Source organism: Dokdonia sp. Hel_I_63, from assembly GCF_007827285.1.
In the GTDB taxonomy this organism is placed as follows: domain Bacteria; phylum Bacteroidota; class Bacteroidia; order Flavobacteriales; family Flavobacteriaceae; genus Dokdonia.
Map to the genome: position 1 here is coordinate 1,404,144 of NZ_VISD01000001.1, position 17,334 is coordinate 1,421,477.

22 protein-coding genes are annotated in these 17,334 nt (G+C 37.2%); 11 read left to right on the forward strand and 11 right to left on the reverse strand.

The genetic code is table 11. The features are described 5' to 3' along the window. Positions 1-21: 21 nt before the first annotated feature. On the reverse strand, positions 22-912 hold the full coding sequence (locus JM84_RS06230) for a 3-hydroxyacyl-CoA dehydrogenase family protein (protein ID WP_013749903.1): 891 nt from the start codon (positions 910-912) through the stop codon (positions 22-24). 59 nt (positions 913-971) lie between these two features. Further along, on the reverse strand, positions 972-1,931 hold the full coding sequence (locus JM84_RS06235; RefSeq protein WP_013749902.1) for a Gfo/Idh/MocA family oxidoreductase: 960 nt from the start codon (positions 1,929-1,931) through the stop codon (positions 972-974). Between the two features lie 145 nt (positions 1,932-2,076). On the opposite strand from JM84_RS06235, the gene JM84_RS06240 reads away from it, so the two are divergent. The 4 genes from JM84_RS06240 to JM84_RS06255 all read left to right on the forward strand — a co-directional run bounded on the left by JM84_RS06240 (position 2,077) and on the right by JM84_RS06255 (position 6,005). Beyond that, on the forward strand, positions 2,077-2,718 hold the full coding sequence (locus tag JM84_RS06240; RefSeq protein ID WP_013749901.1) for a protein-L-isoaspartate(D-aspartate) O-methyltransferase: 642 nt from the start codon (positions 2,077-2,079) through the stop codon (positions 2,716-2,718). Positions 2,719-2,776: 58 nt separating this feature from the next. Then, complete coding sequence (gene recR, locus JM84_RS06245) at positions 2,777-3,394, forward strand: recombination mediator RecR (protein ID WP_013749900.1); 618 nt, start codon at positions 2,777-2,779, stop codon at positions 3,392-3,394. Positions 3,395-3,481: 87 nt separating this feature from the next. Further along, positions 3,482-4,615 (forward strand): glycosyltransferase family 2 protein, encoded by a 1,134-nt coding sequence (locus JM84_RS06250; protein ID WP_144783269.1) that lies wholly within the window; start codon positions 3,482-3,484, stop codon positions 4,613-4,615. A gap of 79 nt (positions 4,616-4,694) precedes the next feature. Beyond that, positions 4,695-6,005 (forward strand): dihydrolipoamide acetyltransferase family protein, encoded by a 1,311-nt coding sequence (locus JM84_RS06255; protein WP_144783271.1) that lies wholly within the window; start codon positions 4,695-4,697, stop codon positions 6,003-6,005. A gap of 91 nt (positions 6,006-6,096) precedes the next feature. Here the strand turns inward: JM84_RS06255 and JM84_RS06260 are convergent, their stop codons facing one another. Both JM84_RS06260 and JM84_RS06265 read right to left on the reverse strand, forming a co-directional pair. After that, positions 6,097-6,756 carry a hypothetical protein gene (locus JM84_RS06260; protein ID WP_013749897.1) on the reverse strand — a complete coding sequence of 220 codons (660 nt, stop codon included), beginning with the start codon at positions 6,754-6,756 and terminating at the stop codon, positions 6,097-6,099. Further along, positions 6,749-7,219 carry a hypothetical protein gene (locus tag JM84_RS06265; RefSeq protein ID WP_013749896.1) on the reverse strand — a complete coding sequence of 157 codons (471 nt, stop codon included), beginning with the start codon at positions 7,217-7,219 and terminating at the stop codon, positions 6,749-6,751. Before JM84_RS06265 ends, JM84_RS06260 begins: the two co-directional genes overlap by 8 nt. Before the next feature lie 99 nt (positions 7,220-7,318). Between JM84_RS06265 and JM84_RS06270 the strand changes: the two genes are divergently transcribed. From JM84_RS06270 to JM84_RS06300, 7 genes are all read left to right on the forward strand, one after another. Beyond that, positions 7,319-8,092, forward strand: a complete 774-nt coding sequence (locus JM84_RS06270; RefSeq protein ID WP_013749895.1) for a 3'-5' exonuclease — start codon at positions 7,319-7,321, stop codon at positions 8,090-8,092. 3 nt (positions 8,093-8,095) lie between these two features. Then, on the forward strand, positions 8,096-8,710 hold the full coding sequence (locus tag JM84_RS06275) for a fumarylacetoacetate hydrolase family protein (RefSeq protein ID WP_013749894.1): 615 nt from the start codon (positions 8,096-8,098) through the stop codon (positions 8,708-8,710). Positions 8,711-8,713: 3 nt separating this feature from the next. After that, positions 8,714-9,049 carry an Hpt domain-containing protein gene (locus tag JM84_RS06280; protein ID WP_013749893.1) on the forward strand — a complete coding sequence of 112 codons (336 nt, stop codon included), beginning with the start codon at positions 8,714-8,716 and terminating at the stop codon, positions 9,047-9,049. Further along, positions 9,050-10,297: a competence/damage-inducible protein A gene (locus JM84_RS06285; RefSeq protein ID WP_013749892.1), complete on the forward strand. Its 1,248-nt coding sequence runs from the start codon at positions 9,050-9,052 to the stop codon at positions 10,295-10,297. Between the two features lie 195 nt (positions 10,298-10,492). Then, on the forward strand, positions 10,493-10,732 hold the full coding sequence (gene rpmB / locus JM84_RS06290; protein WP_013749891.1) for a 50S ribosomal protein L28: 240 nt from the start codon (positions 10,493-10,495) through the stop codon (positions 10,730-10,732). A 20-nt stretch (positions 10,733-10,752) separates the two neighbouring features. Further along, positions 10,753-10,935, forward strand: a complete 183-nt coding sequence (gene rpmG / locus JM84_RS06295; RefSeq protein ID WP_013749890.1) for a 50S ribosomal protein L33 — start codon at positions 10,753-10,755, stop codon at positions 10,933-10,935. Positions 10,936-10,938: 3 nt separating this feature from the next. Beyond that, positions 10,939-11,091, forward strand: a complete 153-nt coding sequence (locus JM84_RS06300) for a DUF4295 domain-containing protein (RefSeq protein ID WP_013749889.1) — start codon at positions 10,939-10,941, stop codon at positions 11,089-11,091. A 265-nt stretch (positions 11,092-11,356) separates the two neighbouring features. Here the strand turns inward: JM84_RS06300 and JM84_RS06305 are convergent, their stop codons facing one another. The 7 genes from JM84_RS06305 to JM84_RS06335 form a co-directional block, all read right to left on the reverse strand. Beyond that, a complete protein-coding gene (locus JM84_RS06305; protein ID WP_013749888.1) occupies positions 11,357-11,854 on the reverse strand; it encodes a DUF192 domain-containing protein in 498 nt (165 codons plus the stop codon). Next, positions 11,841-12,779 carry a prolipoprotein diacylglyceryl transferase gene (lgt, locus tag JM84_RS06310; protein ID WP_013749887.1) on the reverse strand — a complete coding sequence of 313 codons (939 nt, stop codon included), beginning with the start codon at positions 12,777-12,779 and terminating at the stop codon, positions 11,841-11,843. Before lgt ends, JM84_RS06305 begins: the two co-directional genes overlap by 14 nt. Before the next feature lie 113 nt (positions 12,780-12,892). After that, positions 12,893-13,147: a membrane protein insertion efficiency factor YidD gene (gene yidD, locus JM84_RS06315; RefSeq protein WP_013749886.1), complete on the reverse strand. Its 255-nt coding sequence runs from the start codon at positions 13,145-13,147 to the stop codon at positions 12,893-12,895. Continuing rightward, positions 13,147-14,631 (reverse strand): cysteine--tRNA ligase, encoded by a 1,485-nt coding sequence (gene cysS, locus JM84_RS06320; protein WP_013749885.1) that lies wholly within the window; start codon positions 14,629-14,631, stop codon positions 13,147-13,149. The genes yidD and cysS overlap by 1 nt, the downstream gene beginning before the upstream one ends. Positions 14,632-14,748: 117 nt before the next feature. Then, complete coding sequence (gene folE, locus JM84_RS06325; protein ID WP_013749884.1) at positions 14,749-15,450, reverse strand: GTP cyclohydrolase I FolE; 702 nt, start codon at positions 15,448-15,450, stop codon at positions 14,749-14,751. Positions 15,451-15,568: 118 nt separating this feature from the next. Further along, on the reverse strand, positions 15,569-16,267 hold the full coding sequence (locus JM84_RS06330) for a LytR/AlgR family response regulator transcription factor (RefSeq protein WP_013749883.1): 699 nt from the start codon (positions 16,265-16,267) through the stop codon (positions 15,569-15,571). Then, positions 16,267-17,316 (reverse strand): sensor histidine kinase, encoded by a 1,050-nt coding sequence (locus JM84_RS06335; RefSeq protein ID WP_013749882.1) that lies wholly within the window; start codon positions 17,314-17,316, stop codon positions 16,267-16,269. Before JM84_RS06335 ends, JM84_RS06330 begins: the two co-directional genes overlap by 1 nt. Between the last annotated feature and the right edge of the window lie 18 nt (positions 17,317-17,334).

The window sequence follows — 17,334 nt, forward strand, 5'->3', positions numbered from 1 at the left end:
GAGCTTTGAGTGGTGTGGAGATTATGAAGCAAACATTGCTGCGACTTTCTCTGCCTTGCGACTTTCTTTATAATCGTAAAAACCTTCACTAGACTTCACTCCTAATTTTCCAGCTCTTACCATGTTTACTAAAAGCGGGCAAGGTGCATATTTTGGGTTTTTAAATCCGTCGTGCATTACTTCAAGAATAGATAAACAAACATCTAGACCTATAAAATCTGCAAGTTGTAATGGTCCCATAGGGTGCGCCATTCCTAGTTTCATAACTGTGTCTATTTCGTATACGCCAGCCACACCGTTGTATAATGTTTCTATAGCCTCATTAATCATAGGCATGAGGATGCGATTTGCTACAAAACCAGGATAATCATTAACCTCTACAGGTACTTTACCTAACTTTTCTGAAAGTTCCATGATGGTCTTTGTAGTAAGGTCGCTTGTATTATAACCTCTTATGATTTCTACAAGTTTCATGATAGGCACAGGGTTCATAAAGTGCATTCCTATTACTTGGTCTGGACGTTCTGTAACAGCCGCAATCTGAGTAATTGAAATAGAAGATGTGTTTGTAGCAAGTATGCATGAGTCACTTGTAGCTGCATCTAGAGATTCAAAAATCTTTAGTTTTAAATCTACATTTTCGGTAGCGGCTTCCACTACAAGCTCAGCATTCTTAACACCTTCTGCAAGGTTTGTGTACGTAGTGATGTTGTCAAGAGTTTGCTGCTTTTCTATAGCGGTAATACGCTCTTTGGCAACCATTCTATCTAGGTTTTTTGAGATAGTACTAATCCCACGGTCTAGTGAATCTTGAGAGATATCTACTAGTTGAACTTGGTAACCACTTTGAGCAAAAGTGTGTGCAATACCGTTACCCATTGTTCCTGCTCCTATAACTGCTATATTTTTCATAAGTGAAGTGCTTAGTATGTTTCCTCTTTCAAGGAGTTGTATGTTTGAATATGTGTTTTCTAAAAATCTGCAATAATCATTTTTGCTACTCGTAAAGCTTCGGTTCCAGCCTTCAATGATACGATTGGGGTGGTGTTTTCTTTTATTGCTTTCGCGAAAGCGTCTAGCTCATCAAGTATTGCGTTATTGCTAGGTACATCTGGATTGTCAAAATAAATTTGCTTCTTGATTCCTTCTGCATTCTGAAGAATCATCGCAAAATCATCTGGAGATTCTGGAGCGTCTTTCATCTTTACAACTTCTACTTTTTTCTCAAGAAAATCTACCGAAATGTATGCGTCCTTCTGAAAGAAACGTGCTTTGCGCATGTTTTTCATAGAGATACGACTTGCGGTAAGGTTTGCGACGCATCCGTTTTCGAACTCAATGCGGGCATTTGCGATATCTGGAGTTTCTGATATGACAGATACACCACTTGCGTTCACACTTTTTACAGGACTATTTACCACGCTTAATATTGCGTCAATGTCATGTATCATAAGGTCTAAAACTACAGGGACATCGGTTCCTCTAGGGTTAAATTCTGCAAGTCTATGTGCCTCTATAAACATAGGGCTTTTAATGGAATCGCTCACAGACATAAATGCCGGATTGAAGCGTTCTACATGACCTACTTGACCTAAAACATTATGTTCCTTTGCAAGCGTGAGTAGTTTTTCTGCCTCCTCAACTGTGTTTGTTATTGGTTTCTCAATAAAGAGATGCTTTCCAGCTTTGATTACTTTTTCTGCACTTGCATAGTGATAGGTGGTAGGAGTTACTACATCTACCATATCACAGGCGTTGATTAAATCTTCTTCGGTCTCAAAAGCAGTGTAACCAAATTCTTGAGAGATGGCATCCCTAACCTCTTTTGAGGTGTCGTAAAAACCTACAAGGTCATAGTGTTCAGAAAGGTTAAGAAGTTTTAAGTGTATTTTTCCCAAGTGTCCAGCACCGAGTACGCCAGCTTTAAGCATAGTGTTTGATTTTTATACAAAAATAAGGTTTTAGATACTTTTTAATAGGATACAGCTTTCTACAAAGGTGATTTTTTTATAATGGTTGTAAAATCTTACAGATAGGTATATTGATTTTCCAACTTTTCTTCTAATTTAGTAATCCATGAAAGACACTACTCGCCACCAAGGAAAACGCCGCCAACTTGTTCAAATATTGAGAGATAAGGGAATCACAAATGATCTTGTTCTCAATGCTATTGGGAAGATTCCGCGTCATTTTTTTATGGATAGTAGTTTTGAGCATCATGCATATCAAGACAAAGCGTTTCCTATTGCTGCAGATCAAACCATCTCACAACCATATACAGTTGCTTTTCAAAGTGAATTAATGGAGATTAAAAAAGGAGATCAAGTTCTCGAGATAGGAACAGGAAGCGGTTATCAAACTGCTGTGCTTTGTGAGCTGGGAGCCAAAGTATATTCTATAGAGCGCCAGCAAGAGTTGTATAAGAAAACAAAATTGTTTCTTACTAAGCTTGGCTATAGGCCTCGTTTTTTGAGTTTTGGTGATGGATATAAAGGGTTACCATCTTATGCACCCTTTGACAGTATTATAGTGACAGCTGGAGCTCCTTTTGTTCCAAAACCGTTACTAGCTCAACTTAAGATAGGAGGTAGGCTTATTATACCCGTAGGTGATGACCCACAAATTATGCAGCGCTATATACGAACCTCGGCGACTTCTTTTGAGAAAAAGGAATATGGAGAGTTTAGATTTGTACCGTTACTGGAGGATAAGAATTAGTGCGTCTATCAACTCAGTGATTTTTACATAACGTCACTAAAGAGTTATCTTTACAACTATGGAATTCTCTTCAAAACTTCTTGAAAATGCAGTCTATGAAATGTCTCAACTCCCAGGAGTAGGCAAGCGTACTGCGTTACGATTAGTATTACATTTATTACGCCAGCCTGAGACACAGACACACCACCTTACAGAAGCATTAAATACGATGCGTGATACTATTAAATTCTGTAAAAAGTGTCACAACATCTCAGATGTAGCATTATGTGAGATATGCTCAAATCCTAATAGAGATGAAAGTATAGTTTGCGTGGTAGAAGACGTAAGGGATGTAATGGCGATAGAAAATACGAGTCAGTATCGTGGTTTGTACCATGTGCTGGGAGGTAAAATCAGTCCGCTGGACGGTATAGGGCCTCAGGATTTAAATATCTTTTCGCTCATAGATAGAGCAAAAAGCGGAGTGGTGAAAGAGGTGATTTTTGCATTAAGCTCTACTATGGAGGGAGATACTACAAACTTTTATATTTATAGACAGCTAGAGGCTTATGATATCGCAACATCTACGATTGCTAGAGGTATTGCTGTGGGTGACGAGCTAGAGTATGCAGATGAGGTAACGCTAGGTAGAAGTATTTTACATCGCATACCTTTTGAAAATTCTTTAAAGAATTAAATTAATATATTGTGCTTTGTTAAAAATGTCGCACAATAGTCAGTATAACCTATATACTACTATAAATAATAAATTCCTTTAAGCTTTTTGCAACTCTCCATAATCATTGTAAGTTATAATGTGATGCACTACCTAGAGTTATGTCTAGACAGTGTACAAGATGCAATAGCTTTCACAGATGCAGAGATTATAGTGGTAGATAACGCTTCTGTAGATGGCAGTGTACAAATGGTCAAGGATAAGTTTCCTACCGTAAAGATTGTTGCCAATAAGAAAAACGCTGGTTTTTCGTCTGCAAATAATCAAGGGGTTGCCTTAGCAAAAGGAACTTATATCTGTATTCTTAATCCGGATACAGTGGTTCCATCGAGTGTATTTGAGAGTTTACTAAAAATAACTACCCAAGAACAATATACCGGAGCTCAAGGAGTACGTCTTGTAAATGGTAGAGGGGCTTATTTACCAGAAAGTAAGCGCAATGTTCCTACTCTCAGAGTTGCATTGAGTAAGATGATGGGTTATGGATCCTCTTATTACGCCACTCATATAGTGAGTGACGCTAGGGGTGAAGTAGCTATTCTAGTGGGTGCATTTATGTTTATGTCTCGTAATCTTTATGAGGAAGTGGGAGGATTTGATGAGCGCTATTTTATGTTTGGAGAAGATATAGACTTATCATATACCATAACAAAGGCAGGTTATAGCAATCACTACATAGGCGATGAGACGATATTGCATTTTAAAGGAGAAAGCACTGTAAGGGATGAGCACTATAGAAAGTGTTTTTATGGAGCAATGCAATTGTTTTATGAAAAGCACTTTAATGATAATGTATTCAAAGGTTTTCTTGTGAATATTGGTGTGAGTTTAGCCAAGTTTAAAGCTGGATTTCATAAACGATATTTACAGTCTAATCTCGATGGTAGTAAGTATAACATACAGGAATATTTGTTGCTTACGGATAATAAATTTTTAAGTGACGCTTTCGCGAAAGCGGTAACAAAACCTGTAACAGTTATAGGTGATATGTGTGTTCCTAAGGAAGGGCAAGAGCTTGTTTTTGATGCGGCATATGTAGCGTATAGTGACATAATTAAGGATATTATAACATATCGAGGTAGTGGTGCTACCTATAAAATCATTCCTAAAAATGGTACTTTTGCAATAGGCAGTAATAGTAGTCTAGGGAAGGGCGATGTGATTGAGTTTAATAGAGATTAATAGTTTATAATCACTATTGGATTGATTTAATTACTATTTTTGCAAAAACGAGTATTAAAAACAGCTACATTTTACGAATATGGCAAGATTTGAATTAAAGCTACCAAAAATGGGAGAAAGTGTTGCAGAAGCAACGCTTACAACTTGGTTAAAAGAAGTAGGAGATACTATAGAGGCAGATGAGCCTGTAATAGAGATCGCTACAGATAAGGTAGATAGTGAAGTTCCTAGTGAAGTAGACGGTATTTTAATAGAAAAACTGTTTGAGGTAGATGATGTTGTTGAGGTAGGGCAGACTATTGCTATTATAGAAACCGAAGGTGAAGGAAGCGGTGACGCTGCGCCAGCGCCAGCTCAAAAAGAAACTAAAGAAGAAGAGGTTGCAGTTGCTGCAGTCGCTCAAACTGTAACTGCTGCAAAAGACGCAGTAGCTGCTCCTGTAAGTTCTGGAGACCGTTTTTACTCGCCACTGGTGCGTAACATGGCTAAGGAAGAAGGTATTGATCAAGCAGAGCTTGATGCAATCGCAGGTACAGGTAAAGATGGTAGAGTGACTAAGGATGATATGGTAACATATCTTTCTACACGTGGTACAGCTCCGGCTAAGCCAGCTGCACAAAAACAAGCGCCTGCTGCTAAGGCTGCTCCTGCAGTAAAAGTTGCACCAGTAAGTGTAAATGGTGAAGATGAGATCATAGAAATGACACGTATGGGCAAGCTCATATCGCATCACATGGTAGCATCTGTACAAACAAGTGCACACGTTCAATCATTTATTGAGGCAGATGTAACAAACATCTGGAACTGGAGAAAGAAACACAAGGATAGCTTTAAAGCAAAAGAAGGTCAGAATTTAACCTTTACTCCTATATTTATGGAGGCTGTAGCAAAAGCTATACGTGATTTCCCTATGATTAACATTGCCGTAGATGGTGATAAGATCATAAAACGTAAAAATATAAACCTTGGTATGGCAGCAGCTTTACCAGATGGTAACCTTATAGTACCTGTAATAAAAAATGCAGACCAGCTTAATCTTGTAGGGATGGCAAAGTCTGTTAATGATCTTGCGGGACGTGCTAGAGATGGAAAATTAAAACCAGATGATACTGCTGGAGGAACGTATACGGTAACAAATGTAGGAACCTTTGGATCTATCATGGGAACTCCTATTATCAATCAGCCGCAAGTTGCAATTCTTGCGCTAGGAGCCATACGCAAAGTACCTGCAGTGATAGAAACTCCAGACGGAGATTTTATCGGGATACGTATGAAAATGTACCTTTCACACTCTTATGACCACCGTGTGGTAAATGGAGCACTGGGCGGACAGTTTGTAAAACGTGTTGCTGAGTATCTGGAAGGATTTGATGTAAATCGCGAAGTATAAGTAAAGCGATTAAAATTATATAAGCCAAAGGCGCAACGTGAGTTGCGCCTTTCTTGTTTTATAGGAGTTATTAATATCTGAATCGTAAGGATCAGCTTTTTTTTAATCCTTTCCAGTCGTACTCACGTATGAAGTTTTTAATATCTACAATGCTCCAGTGCTTTCTTCCTTCAAACATTACTACTGGTAAATCTATAATCCCTCCTTTATAGCTTGAGTTTTTGAGATGATCAAACATAAAGTCATTCACCTTGTTGTTAGTGCTTACATCCAGCACACGGTATTTGTAATGATTTTTATTTAAAAAATCTGTTAGCAACTTACATTTCTCGCAATCTGGCTCCGTAAATACAGTGAGTTCATCGTCCTTTAGGGGTCTTATGTTTACAAACTCCTCTCTGTCTGCTCCTTTTCTGGTTGAGATGTCTTGCAATTCGTTCTCGTAAGTAAAAATCTTAGTGTAGGTGGGTTCCACTCCTTTGAGAGGGATAAGCGTAATCATGAGGACTTTTGAGTTAGGAGGAAGTTTTTTTATCACAGGCCTATCAGCACTTCTTCTAAAGCCTTCTCCTTGCACGATTAAAAAAGCTTCTTGCTCCTCATCTGTATTGTTTTGAGCATAGAGTAACCATCTTTTTGGTTGTTTATCTTCTATCAATTCTACAGGAGGCGTGTTGTTTAGTTGCGCTTTCGCGAAAAATTGAAACCCTGACACCAAGGCTATAAAAAGTAACAGTTGTAATTTATTCATCTGTTTTAGGAAGTTTTAAATTCTTAGTTAGTGAGTAATCCGATTCGAAAAATCGAATGTACGTTGGCTGAATTTTAGGCGATTTACTTCGAGGTGACTTCTTGAAGAATCGTGCCTTTGTATTATTTAAATCAATCGTAAATTGATCGTTTATATCATCTTTGGTGGTTGTAAAAAAAACAACTTTACCCTCAAGTCTCCAGTTGCCGCGTGCCCACCAGTGCTCTTCTTCTTGACCTTTGAGTTGTCTAAAATTGTGATACTCAAATCTGCCATTTGGAGATAGGATAAGTGACCTTGTGAATTTTGTACTAGTATTAAATTTAGCATTTTCTGAGGTGGTTTCAAACCCTTTACTATAAACTCCAGAGACATCATCTGTGGTAAATGCTGAGGTTTGTGTATTTCCCATTTTCGCGAAAGCGAGCATTAAAAAGGCTAACAATAAAAATTTATTTTTCATAATTATCTGAAAATCAAAAGACGTACCAAGATACAGAATCTCCTATTTTTAATGAAAGCGGGAGTTAATTTTGTAGATTGAAACAAGTATTTTTGTACCATGCAATTAAAAATTACAAGACCGATTTGCTTTTTTGACCTAGAGACTACTGGAATTAATGTAGCCAAAGATAGAATCGTAGAGATTTCTATTTTAAAGGTGTTTCCAGATGGAAGGGAAGAAGAGTTTACAGAACGTATAAATCCTACAGTGCCTATCCCTGCGGCAACAACTGCGGTACATGGAATAAGCGATGCAGATGTGGTAGACAAGCCTACGTTTGCCGCTCGCGCAAAGGATGTTTATGATATTATAAAGGATGCAGATCTTGCGGGATTCAATTCTAATAGATTTGATATCCCATTACTAGTAGAAGAGCTACTGCGCTCTGGGATTGATTTTGATATGAAAAATCGTAATGCCATTGATGTGCAAAACATTTTTCACAAGATGGAGCAACGCACACTTGTTGCAGCTTATAAATTTTATTGCGGTAAAGACCTTACGAATGCGCACAGCGCCTCTGCCGATACATGGGCGACCTATGAGGTGTTAAAGTCACAGCTTGACAGATATGATGAGCTAGAGAATGATATGAAATTCTTAGGAGACTTTAGTACGCGTAAGAAACAAGCAGATTTTGCTGGTTTCATAGGCTACGATAAGGATGATGTAGAGATTTTTACCTTCGGAAAGCATAAAGGTAAAAAAGTAGAAGAGGTGCTAGATAATGAGCCAGGATATTTTGGCTGGATTCAAAATGCAGATTTCCCTCTTTATACTAAGAAAGTGCTTACGGCTATAAAACTGCGTAAACTTAACACTAAAGCATAACTTATGAAACTTATATGTATAGGTCGTAATTATGCAAAGCATATTGCAGAGCTAGAGAATGAGCGTCCAGAACATCCAGTGGTGTTTTTAAAGCCAGATTCTTCTATTTTATTAAGTAAACATCCGTTTGTGATACCTCCATTTTCTAATGATGTGCATCATGAAGTGGAAATTCTTGTAAAAATCAAGAAGATAGGAAAGTATATAGATCAGAAATATGCTAGCACGTATTATGATGAGATAGGTTTAGGTATTGACTTTACAGCTCGTGATTTGCAAGCACAACTCAAAGAGAAAGGGTTGCCGTGGGAAAAGGCCAAAGGTTTTGACGGTGCGGCTGTGATAAGTCCTAAGTGGTTATCTGTGTCAGATTTTGACTCTGTAAATGATATTTCTTTTCGATTGGAGAGTAACGGTGTTATAGTTCAGGAAGGTTCTACAAGTGAAATGTTATGGAAAATAGATGCTTTGATAAGTTATGTGTCTCAGTATTTTACACTTAAGATAGGAGATGTTATATTTACGGGAACGCCTGCGGGAGTTGCACGCGTACAAGAGAATGATAAATTAAAAGGATATATAGGAGAAACAGAGATGTTCTCTATAAACGTAAAATAAGACATGTTGAGACATTATAATCTAGAAAAAGTAAGAGAGATTGCTGGTGGTGATGAGGATTTTGTAGGCATTATCGTAGCGACATTCTTACAAGAAATTCCGCCAGATTTAGAGTCCATGCAAAGTGCTATTGAGAATAATAACCACAAGATGGCATATCAATTTGCGCATAAAATGAAACCTAATCTCGATATGTTTGGTATTGATTTATTAGATCAAATCAAAGCTATGGAAAGGTGGAGTGATAGCAATAAGCCTACATCTGCAATACAATCTAAGCTAGACGATATAACTTCTACATTAGGTACTGTAATTACTGAGCTTCAAGAGGATTTTTAAATGAAAGCTGAAATTATAACGATAGGTGATGAGATTCTCATAGGCCAGATTGTAGATACTAATAGTGCATATATATCATCTGCTCTCAATAAAATAGGGGTTTCTATATATCAGATCACTTCTATTCAAGATGATGAAAGTCATATACTAGAAGCTTTTGCAGCTGCACAATCTAGAGCAGATCTTGTGATTGTTACAGGCGGTCTAGGTCCTACTAAAGACGATATTACAAAGCATACCATATGTAAGTACTTTAATGATGAGCTTGTGTTTAATCAAGGAGTACTAGATCATGTAGCGCATCTCTTTAAGGAATATATTAAAAAGCCAATGCTTGATGCAAATAAAACGCAAGCTATGGTGCCTAGAAAGGCAGAAGTGCTAGTAAATGAATTTGGTACAGCTCCAGGGATGTGGATTGAGAATGATAACACTATCTTTGTCTCTATGCCAGGTGTTCCTTATGAGATGAAGGGGCTTATGGAAAATGAAGTGCTGCCGCGTTTACAAAAGCAGTTTAAACTTCCTTACATACTACATAAAACGTTTTTAACGTACGGAATGGGTGAAAGCGCCATCGCCGAAAGGATAGAGCGTTTTGAAAGTGAACTTCCTGCCGAAATTAAGCTAGCTTATCTTCCTTCATTAGGTAGAGTACGTTTACGTTTATCTACTTCAGGTCTTTACAAAGAGGTGGTAGAGGTTGCTATGCAAGAACAAGCAGATAAGCTTTTACCATTTATAGACGACATTTTTGTTGGGTATGAAAGCGATGGAGAATTTGAGCAAGTTGTAGCAGGCTTATTTGTTGAAAAAGGTAAAACACTTGCAATAGCAGAGAGTTGTACTGGAGGGCAAATGGTAGAGCGATTTACGGCACACAGCGGTGCTTCGCAATTTTTAAAGGGAAGTCTAGTCACTTATGCTACACAGTCTAAGGTTGATATTTTAGGCGTAGATCCAGAAGTAATTAAAGAGCATTCTGTCGTAAGTGCACAAGTGGCAGAGCAAATGGCTGTAAATGCTAGAAAACTTTATAAATCTGATATAGGTATTTCTACTACTGGTAACGCAGGGCCTTTAAAAGGAGATAGTGATGCAGAGGTGGGAACGGTTTATATAGGTATTGCTACAGAGAACGGTGTTACGGCGCATCATTTCATGATGGGTAATCACAGAGAGCGAGTAATAGGCAAGGCTGTAAATAAAGCCTTAGAGTTACTTAAGGAAGAATTACTCTCTAAGTAGATGTTATATTAAGAGTACGCTTTCGTGAAAAAGTGCCATTTCAGTGCTTGTGCGAGGTGAATTAAAGAGTAAAAGTAAATAAAAGTGAAAGTCACTTGAAGAAACAGAAAAAAAACTACCAATAAGTTTTGTTGTGAGATATAAAATTACGTATTTTTGCAGCCTGTTTTGAAATAACTATTTAAAGTTTTAGGAATGTCTAGAGTTTGTGAGCTTACAGGTAAGAAAGCGATGGTCGGAAATAATGTTTCCCACGCGATGAATAAGACGAAGCGTAAATTTAACGTGAATCTTATGAAAAAACGTTTTTACCTTCCAGCAGAAGATAAGTGGATCACGTTGAAAGTATCAACGTCTGCGTTAAAGAATATCAATAAGAAAGGAATCGATGCGGTTGTTAAAGAGGCACGCGCAAACGGGTTCTTAACTAAATAATCCCATAAAGAAACACCGAGATGGCAAAGAAAGGGAATAGAGTACAGGTAATCTTAGAGTGCACTGAGCACAAAGCGACTGGTCAACCAGGTACGTCAAGATATATCACGACTAAAAACAAAAAGAACACACCGGACCGTATGGAGTTGAAGAAATTCAACAACGTATTGAAGAAGATGACTGTTCATAAAGAAATCAAATAAGTTATGGCAAAGAAATCAGTAGCATCTTTACAGACAGGATCAAAGCGTTTAACTAAAGCGATAAAAATGGTAAAGTCTCCAAAATCTGGAGCTTATACATTTGTGGAGGCAGTAATGGCTCCAGACCAAGTAAGCGATTTCTTAGCTAAGAAATAAGTTATACTATACAATATTTTAAAACCCGCTTCTTAATAGAAGCGGGTTTTTTGTTGCATAAGATTTGATAGGGATATAATCGTTGTCAATAACATAAGGCTGCTACGGTTACTTGACAGACATGTTATGGTTCTTTTTATAGCATGACGGCGCTGTCTGTGTTGTTTATGAACAGATTTACTGAATAGTCTGAATAGTCTGTAAATGTAAAAACCCTCTGTTTAGAGGGTTTTGTATTAACTTAAGCTACGTTGTAAAGTGTATATTAAAGAAACTTCCATTCTACGCGATCTCCTACCTCAATAACCCATTCTTCAGATAAGCCACCGTTGATCTTCAAAACTAGTTGTGACGGCACTTGTGAGGGTAAGAAGGTCTTATCATCTAAAGGCATTGTGTTTTCAGAAAAGCTCACAATCACATTTTCTGCATTGATATGTATAAGGTCTAAAGGAAACCTAATATCTGTCATATAATATCCTCTTAACTCTTCTTGTGGATATAGAAAAAGAACTCCTTGGTGTGACTTGAGTCTATCTCTATTCTTAAGGTCAACTTCCTGCTCGTATGCAGTATCTGCTACTTCAATATCTATCGTGCGTATTACTTGACCAGAAGCTTTGATAAGTGTAAGCTCTCCTTCTTTATTAAAAGCTGGTTTTTCGATAGATATAATACTATCAGTATTTGTGTTTTCTTTACAACTCACTCCAGCAATAAGAAGTGAGAAAAGTGAAATATAAGCAGCGTTACGAAGCTTCATAAGATGACTTTTTAGTAAATGATGTTATAACAAAGTATAAGCCTATAATTATAAAGGGTATACTCAATACTTGACCTGTGTTCAGATTAAAAATCCAATCTTCACGATTTTCTACTTGCTCACGCTTAAAGTTTTCTACTATAAAACGTACGCCCATTAGAAGTAATAAGAATAGACCGAATAAGAATCCTGACTTTTTACGAGCATCTGTCTTCCAATACAGAACAAATAGGATTAGGAATACAAATACATAACCAAAAGCCTCCATAAGCTGTCCAGGATACCTAAAAGGAATGGTGCTTATAATATCTGCAAATTGTGGGTCGCTTGTAAGTGCTTGGTATGCTTGTGCTGGGTTTGGAATATTAGTAAGCGATACTGCTCGGCGTTCAGAAATTTCGTCTTGAACAAATTGAATACCTAAGTTGCTGTCTGTAATTTTTCCTACCATTTCTGAGTTCAAAAAGTTACCTATACGTACAAACACAGCTCCTGATGCACAGGTAATAACTACGCGATCTAAGATCCATAAAACCGATTTATGCAAAACCTTTTTGTTGTACAGGTACAATCCAAAAATAGTAGCAATCGCAGCTCCGTGACTAGCAAGTCCTCTAAACCCGGTAAATTCAAATTCTGGGACAAACCTAAAAGGTAATAATACAGATAGCGGATCTTCCCAAAGTAATTCTGTTTGATAAAAGAATACGTGACCTAGTCGTGCTCCTAATAGAATTGAGACTACAGCATAAATAAATAGACTGTCTAATTTTTCAATAGCAACTCCTTCACGTATAAACATCTTCTTCATCAGGTAAAAACCTAATGAGAATGCAACTACAAACATTAAACTATAAAAATGGATGGTAATAAAGCCTAGGTCAAGTCCTGATATTGGATTCCATGTAAATTTTAATGCAAGCATATATTGGGATTGTTAGCTACTCAGATCATTAGTTAGTGTTTCCACAGTAGATCGAGTGTGTTGTTTATTTTCAATAAGCAATTTAAAACCTTAATAGCAGATACTAAAAGTCTTTATGTATTATTTAATTCTTCTTTTTCGGGAACTGGGTCATATCCTTGACCGCCCCATGGGTGGCAAGAAAATATTCTCTTGATAGATAACCAGCCTCCAGTGATAAGTCCGTGTCTTTCTAGTGCCGTTTTTGTGTAACTCGAGCAAGTAGGGCTATAGCGACACGAGCTTGGCGTCCATGAAGAGATGAATTTTTGATAAAACCAGATAAGTCCTAAAAATGGAGCAATGGCTATTTTCTTGATAGAAACCATTAGTTTACCGAAAAGCTTGTACCTTCTCGACTATCCTTCAGTTGTATTCCTAGTTCAATAAGTTCATCGCGTATTTTGTCACTTAAGGCAAAATCTTTGTTTTCTCTAGCTTCTTTGCGCAGCTTTATTAGTAGTTCAACGGTTCCATTGAGTTTTGAATCGTCCGCTTTCGCGAAAGCGTTATTATCCTCAAGTCCTAAAACGTCAAAAACAAAAGCTTCAAGAGTGTCTAGTAGAAGTTTCAAATCTTCGGCTGTGATTGTCGCCTTGCCATCTTTTATTAAATGGATTTGCTTGACAGCTTCAAAAAGTTGTGCTATGAGAATAGGTGTATTAAAATCATCATTCATGGCATTGTAGCAAGATTGCTTCCATGCTGTCACATCAAAGCTACTTTCCTTAGAAACCGTAAGATTTTTTGCTATTTTGAGTGCTTCCATAAGTCTATGAAAGCCTTTCTCACTAGCAAGTAAAGCGTCATTAGAAAAATCCATGATGCTACGATAGCTTGTTTGAAGTATAAAGAATCTCGCAACACTAGGAGCAAATCCTTTAGAGAGATGCTCGCTATCTCCAGAAAATATCTCCCCAGGATTAATACTGTTCCCGGTACTTTTGGCCATTTTCTGTCCGTTGAGAGTGAGCATATTTGCGTGAAGCCAGTAGCGCACGGGTTCGGTACCTAGGGCTGCCTCGTTTTGTGCAATCTCACACTCATGGTGAGGGAACTTTAAATCCATACCTCCACCGTGTATGTCAAACTGGTCTCCTAAGTATTTTGTACTCATAGCAGTACACTCCAAGTGCCATCCTGGAAAGCCATCTCCCCAGGGACTGGGCCAGCGCATGATGTGCTGTGGTTCTGCTTTCTTCCAGAGTGCAAAGTCTTGAGGGTTCTCTTTTTCATCTTGTGCGTTGAGAGTCCTAGTATTTGCAATCATATCTTCTAGCTTGCGGCCAGAAAGTTTACCGTACTCATGGTCTTTATTAAACTTTACAACATCAAAATATACAGAGCCATTTTTTTCATAAGCATAACCATTATCTATGATTTTCTTAATGATTTCCATTTGCTCGATAATATGACCTGTAGCTGTAGGTTCAATACTAGGAGGTAAGAAGTTGAATTTATTGAGAATATCATGAAAGTCTAGTGTGTATTTCTGCACAACTTCCATAGGTTCGATTTTTTCTAATCTCGCCTTTTTTGCAATCTTATCTTCTCCTTGATCTGCATCATCTGTAAGGTGACCAGCATCTGTGATGTTACGCACATATCGCACTTTATATCCAAGGTGCTTGAGATATCTAAAAATCATATCAAAGCTCATAAAAGTACGTACGTTACCTAAGTGTACATTGCTATATACGGTAGGACCACAAACGTACATGCCTACATATCCTTCAAGAAGGGGTTTAAAAAGTTCCTTTTTTCCCGAAAGGGAATTGTAAACTGTAAGTTCTTGATCTTGGTATAATGGCATTTTATGTGCTATTTATGTGTGTGTGACGAAGGTAAATATCTTAATTGTAAAACTCAAAAAGCGGTAACTAAAAAGAAACCGCTTTTTTATAAGTATTTATAAGCAAGTTGTAGCTTCTTAAAAATCTGTGTCTAGCTTGATGTAATCTAAAAATTCTCTGCGAGTAGCAGCATCTTTAAATCTACCACCAAACTCGCTAGTAACTGTGCTGCTCTCGATGTCTCTTATTCCTCTACTATTTACACAGAGATGCTTTGCATCGATAACGCAGGCTACATCTTCTGTTCCCATTGCGCGTTGTAATTCTTGCACAATCTGCATAGTAAGGCGCTCTTGTACTTGAGGACGCTTTGCATAATAATCTACAATGCGATTCATTTTACTAAGACCTACAACAGTTCCGTTAGAAATGTAAGCCACGTGTGCACGACCTACAATAGGTAGTAAGTGATGCTCACAGGTAGAGTACACTGTAATATTTTTTTCTACAAGCATCTCTCCATACTTATAGTTATTATCAAAAACGGAAACCTTAGGTTTATTATCTGGATGTAAACCTGCGAAGATCTCGTTTACAAACATTTTTGCCACACGCTTTGGAGTACCTTTAAGGCTATCATCAGTCATGTCAAGACCTAGTGTTTGCATAATATGTGCAACATCTTCTTGAATGCTCGCCATTTTATCTGCGTTACTCATCTCAAAAGCATCATCACGCAATGGTGTAATAGCACTTGTAGCAACGTGATTATCGCCTATTTCTTCGTTGAGAAGACTGGCGTCGTCTACTTGTATTCCTCTATCTAAATCTGTTTTCATAGTAATCTGCAATCCTTTTAATGGAATTTATTACGCTTTCGCGAAAGCATAATAAGCACCTTTTTAATCTTTGTCGTAATGATTTTTTAAGGCTTGCAAAGGTACATAATAAACTACATTATTTTATGCGGTTTAATATGCTAAGTACTTGGTCACGGTAGCTACGGCTGATAGGAATTGCTTTATTATTAATATTAATATGTTCGTTTGTAAAACTTTCAATATTACTTATCGCAACCACATATGATCTATGTGTTCTCAAAAATAGGGTAGCGGGTAGTTTTTCTAGAGTGGCAAGTAGGGTTTCCCTAGTGACGATAACGTCATTTGTGGTGTGTATTTTCAAGTAATCACCTATGCTTTCTATGTAAAGTATATTGTTGAAGTCTACTTTTATCATTTTACGATCAGAGCGAAAAAAGCTAAAGGTTTCTTGATTTGTACTCTCAACTTTTGGACTCACTTCCTTATAAAACTTCTGTAAAGCCTTCATTAAGCGCTCTAGGGATATAGGCTTAAGTAGGTAATCTACCGCTTGTAAGTCAAACCCTTCTACGGCATATTCTCGATAAGCAGTAGTAAAAATTATTTTTGTTGTTCCTTGAATTGCCTTGGCAAACATAAGTCCGGTAACCTCTGGCATATTTATATCTAGAAAGACGAGATCAACATCATGCTTACTTAGAGCGCTGAAGCCTTCGGTTGCATTTTTGCAAACAGCAACTACATTCACTTGAGTTATTTTAGCAAGATGATTTTCTAAAATCTCACGAGCCATGGGCTCGTCATCTATAATAATCGCTTGATAAGTTTCCATTAGTTTATGTTGATAATTAGCTCAAGGTAATACCATCCTTTTGAAGTGTGGGTGTTAAGAGTATAAGCGTCTGGATATAAAGTATCCAACCTCTTGATACTATTTTGCATTCCTAGCCCATGATTTTCTTTTGGAGAGGGATCTTCTTTGATAGTATTTTTTATGGAAAAATGTAGTTGGTTGACATTGACTTCAAGAGATATTGCGATGTGTAATATACTGTCATGTGGACTGCCATGTTTAAATGCATTTTCAATAAATGCAATAAATAACATTGGCGGCACTTGTATGTCGTTGTCTATTTTTTTTGAGAATGAAACTTTTAATGTGTCTCTAAAGCGCACTTGCTCTAGTCCTATATAAGAAGATATGTAGAGAACCTCTTCAGAGATTGCAACAGTTTTTTTCTCAATCTGATTAAGAGTATAATCGAGCAGATTGGACAATTTTAAAATCAAGTCAGGAGTATCTTTAGACTCTGTTAGTGCTGCGCCATAAATAATATTTAGTGTGTTGAATAGAAAATGAGGGTGGATTTGCTCTTTTAGGTAATAAAGTTCTTTCTCTTTGAGCGTAAGTTGACCTTCTAGAAGTTTCTTTTCTAACGCGGTATTTCGATTAATCGCTTTGTAGTTGTATCGCAGTACTTGAACAAGTGATACCAATCCAGCAATTATATAGACAAGTATGAATACAAATAGAAAATTACGAGTGAGTAATGGCATTTGCTTCATATCATAATTAGATAAAAATATGAAGTTGATAAAAGTGATAATGATAATAAGAAATAGCGAGCCAACCATGGTGTACAGTAAGTAGGTGCTAAATAGTAGATAGCGCTTTTCAAGCAAGAACTTTGGAATTAAATAGTAGGCTATAATATAAGTTACTGTAATCGTTATTGGCAAAAGACTTGTTGCAAAGTATAAGACAAATTCTTCATTTGCTGCTGCATAGCTAAAAAAGTAAATGTAAAATAGCCATACGACTATCCACAGTATAATATGTAATGGGATAATCGCAAGATTTTTAAGCTTGAATTCATACATCTTTCAAAGATGAGAAAA

Coding starts and splice junctions, on each gene's coding strand:
- rpmB (WP_013749891.1), top strand. CDS start 10,493: ATGTCTAGAGTTTGTGAGCTTACAGGTAAGAAAGCGATGGTCGGAAAT.
- JM84_RS06285 (WP_013749892.1), top strand. CDS start 9,050: ATGAAAGCTGAAATTATAACGATAGGTGATGAGATTCTCATAGGCCAG.
- JM84_RS06275 (WP_013749894.1), top strand. CDS start 8,096: ATGAAACTTATATGTATAGGTCGTAATTATGCAAAGCATATTGCAGAG.
- JM84_RS06300 (WP_013749889.1), top strand. CDS start 10,939: ATGGCAAAGAAATCAGTAGCATCTTTACAGACAGGATCAAAGCGTTTA.
- cysS (WP_013749885.1), bottom strand. CDS start 14,631: ATGCCATTATACCAAGATCAAGAACTTACAGTTTACAATTCCCTTTCG.
- JM84_RS06255 (WP_144783271.1), top strand. CDS start 4,695: ATGGCAAGATTTGAATTAAAGCTACCAAAAATGGGAGAAAGTGTTGCA.
- JM84_RS06330 (WP_013749883.1), bottom strand. CDS start 16,267: ATGGAAACTTATCAAGCGATTATTATAGATGACGAGCCCATGGCTCGT.
- JM84_RS06335 (WP_013749882.1), bottom strand. CDS start 17,316: ATGTATGAATTCAAGCTTAAAAATCTTGCGATTATCCCATTACATATT.
- lgt (WP_013749887.1), bottom strand. CDS start 12,779: ATGCTTGCATTAAAATTTACATGGAATCCAATATCAGGACTTGACCTA.
- JM84_RS06240 (WP_013749901.1), top strand. CDS start 2,077: ATGAAAGACACTACTCGCCACCAAGGAAAACGCCGCCAACTTGTTCAA.
- JM84_RS06270 (WP_013749895.1), top strand. CDS start 7,319: ATGCAATTAAAAATTACAAGACCGATTTGCTTTTTTGACCTAGAGACT.
- rpmG (WP_013749890.1), top strand. CDS start 10,753: ATGGCAAAGAAAGGGAATAGAGTACAGGTAATCTTAGAGTGCACTGAG.
- folE (WP_013749884.1), bottom strand. CDS start 15,450: ATGAAAACAGATTTAGATAGAGGAATACAAGTAGACGACGCCAGTCTT.
- JM84_RS06305 (WP_013749888.1), bottom strand. CDS start 11,854: ATGAAGCTTCGTAACGCTGCTTATATTTCACTTTTCTCACTTCTTATT.
- JM84_RS06230 (WP_013749903.1), bottom strand. CDS start 912: ATGAAAAATATAGCAGTTATAGGAGCAGGAACAATGGGTAACGGTATT.
- recR (WP_013749900.1), top strand. CDS start 2,777: ATGGAATTCTCTTCAAAACTTCTTGAAAATGCAGTCTATGAAATGTCT.
- JM84_RS06280 (WP_013749893.1), top strand. CDS start 8,714: ATGTTGAGACATTATAATCTAGAAAAAGTAAGAGAGATTGCTGGTGGT.
- JM84_RS06265 (WP_013749896.1), bottom strand. CDS start 7,219: ATGAAAAATAAATTTTTATTGTTAGCCTTTTTAATGCTCGCTTTCGCG.
- JM84_RS06260 (WP_013749897.1), bottom strand. CDS start 6,756: ATGAATAAATTACAACTGTTACTTTTTATAGCCTTGGTGTCAGGGTTT.
- JM84_RS06235 (WP_013749902.1), bottom strand. CDS start 1,931: ATGCTTAAAGCTGGCGTACTCGGTGCTGGACACTTGGGAAAAATACAC.
- yidD (WP_013749886.1), bottom strand. CDS start 13,147: ATGGTTTCTATCAAGAAAATAGCCATTGCTCCATTTTTAGGACTTATC.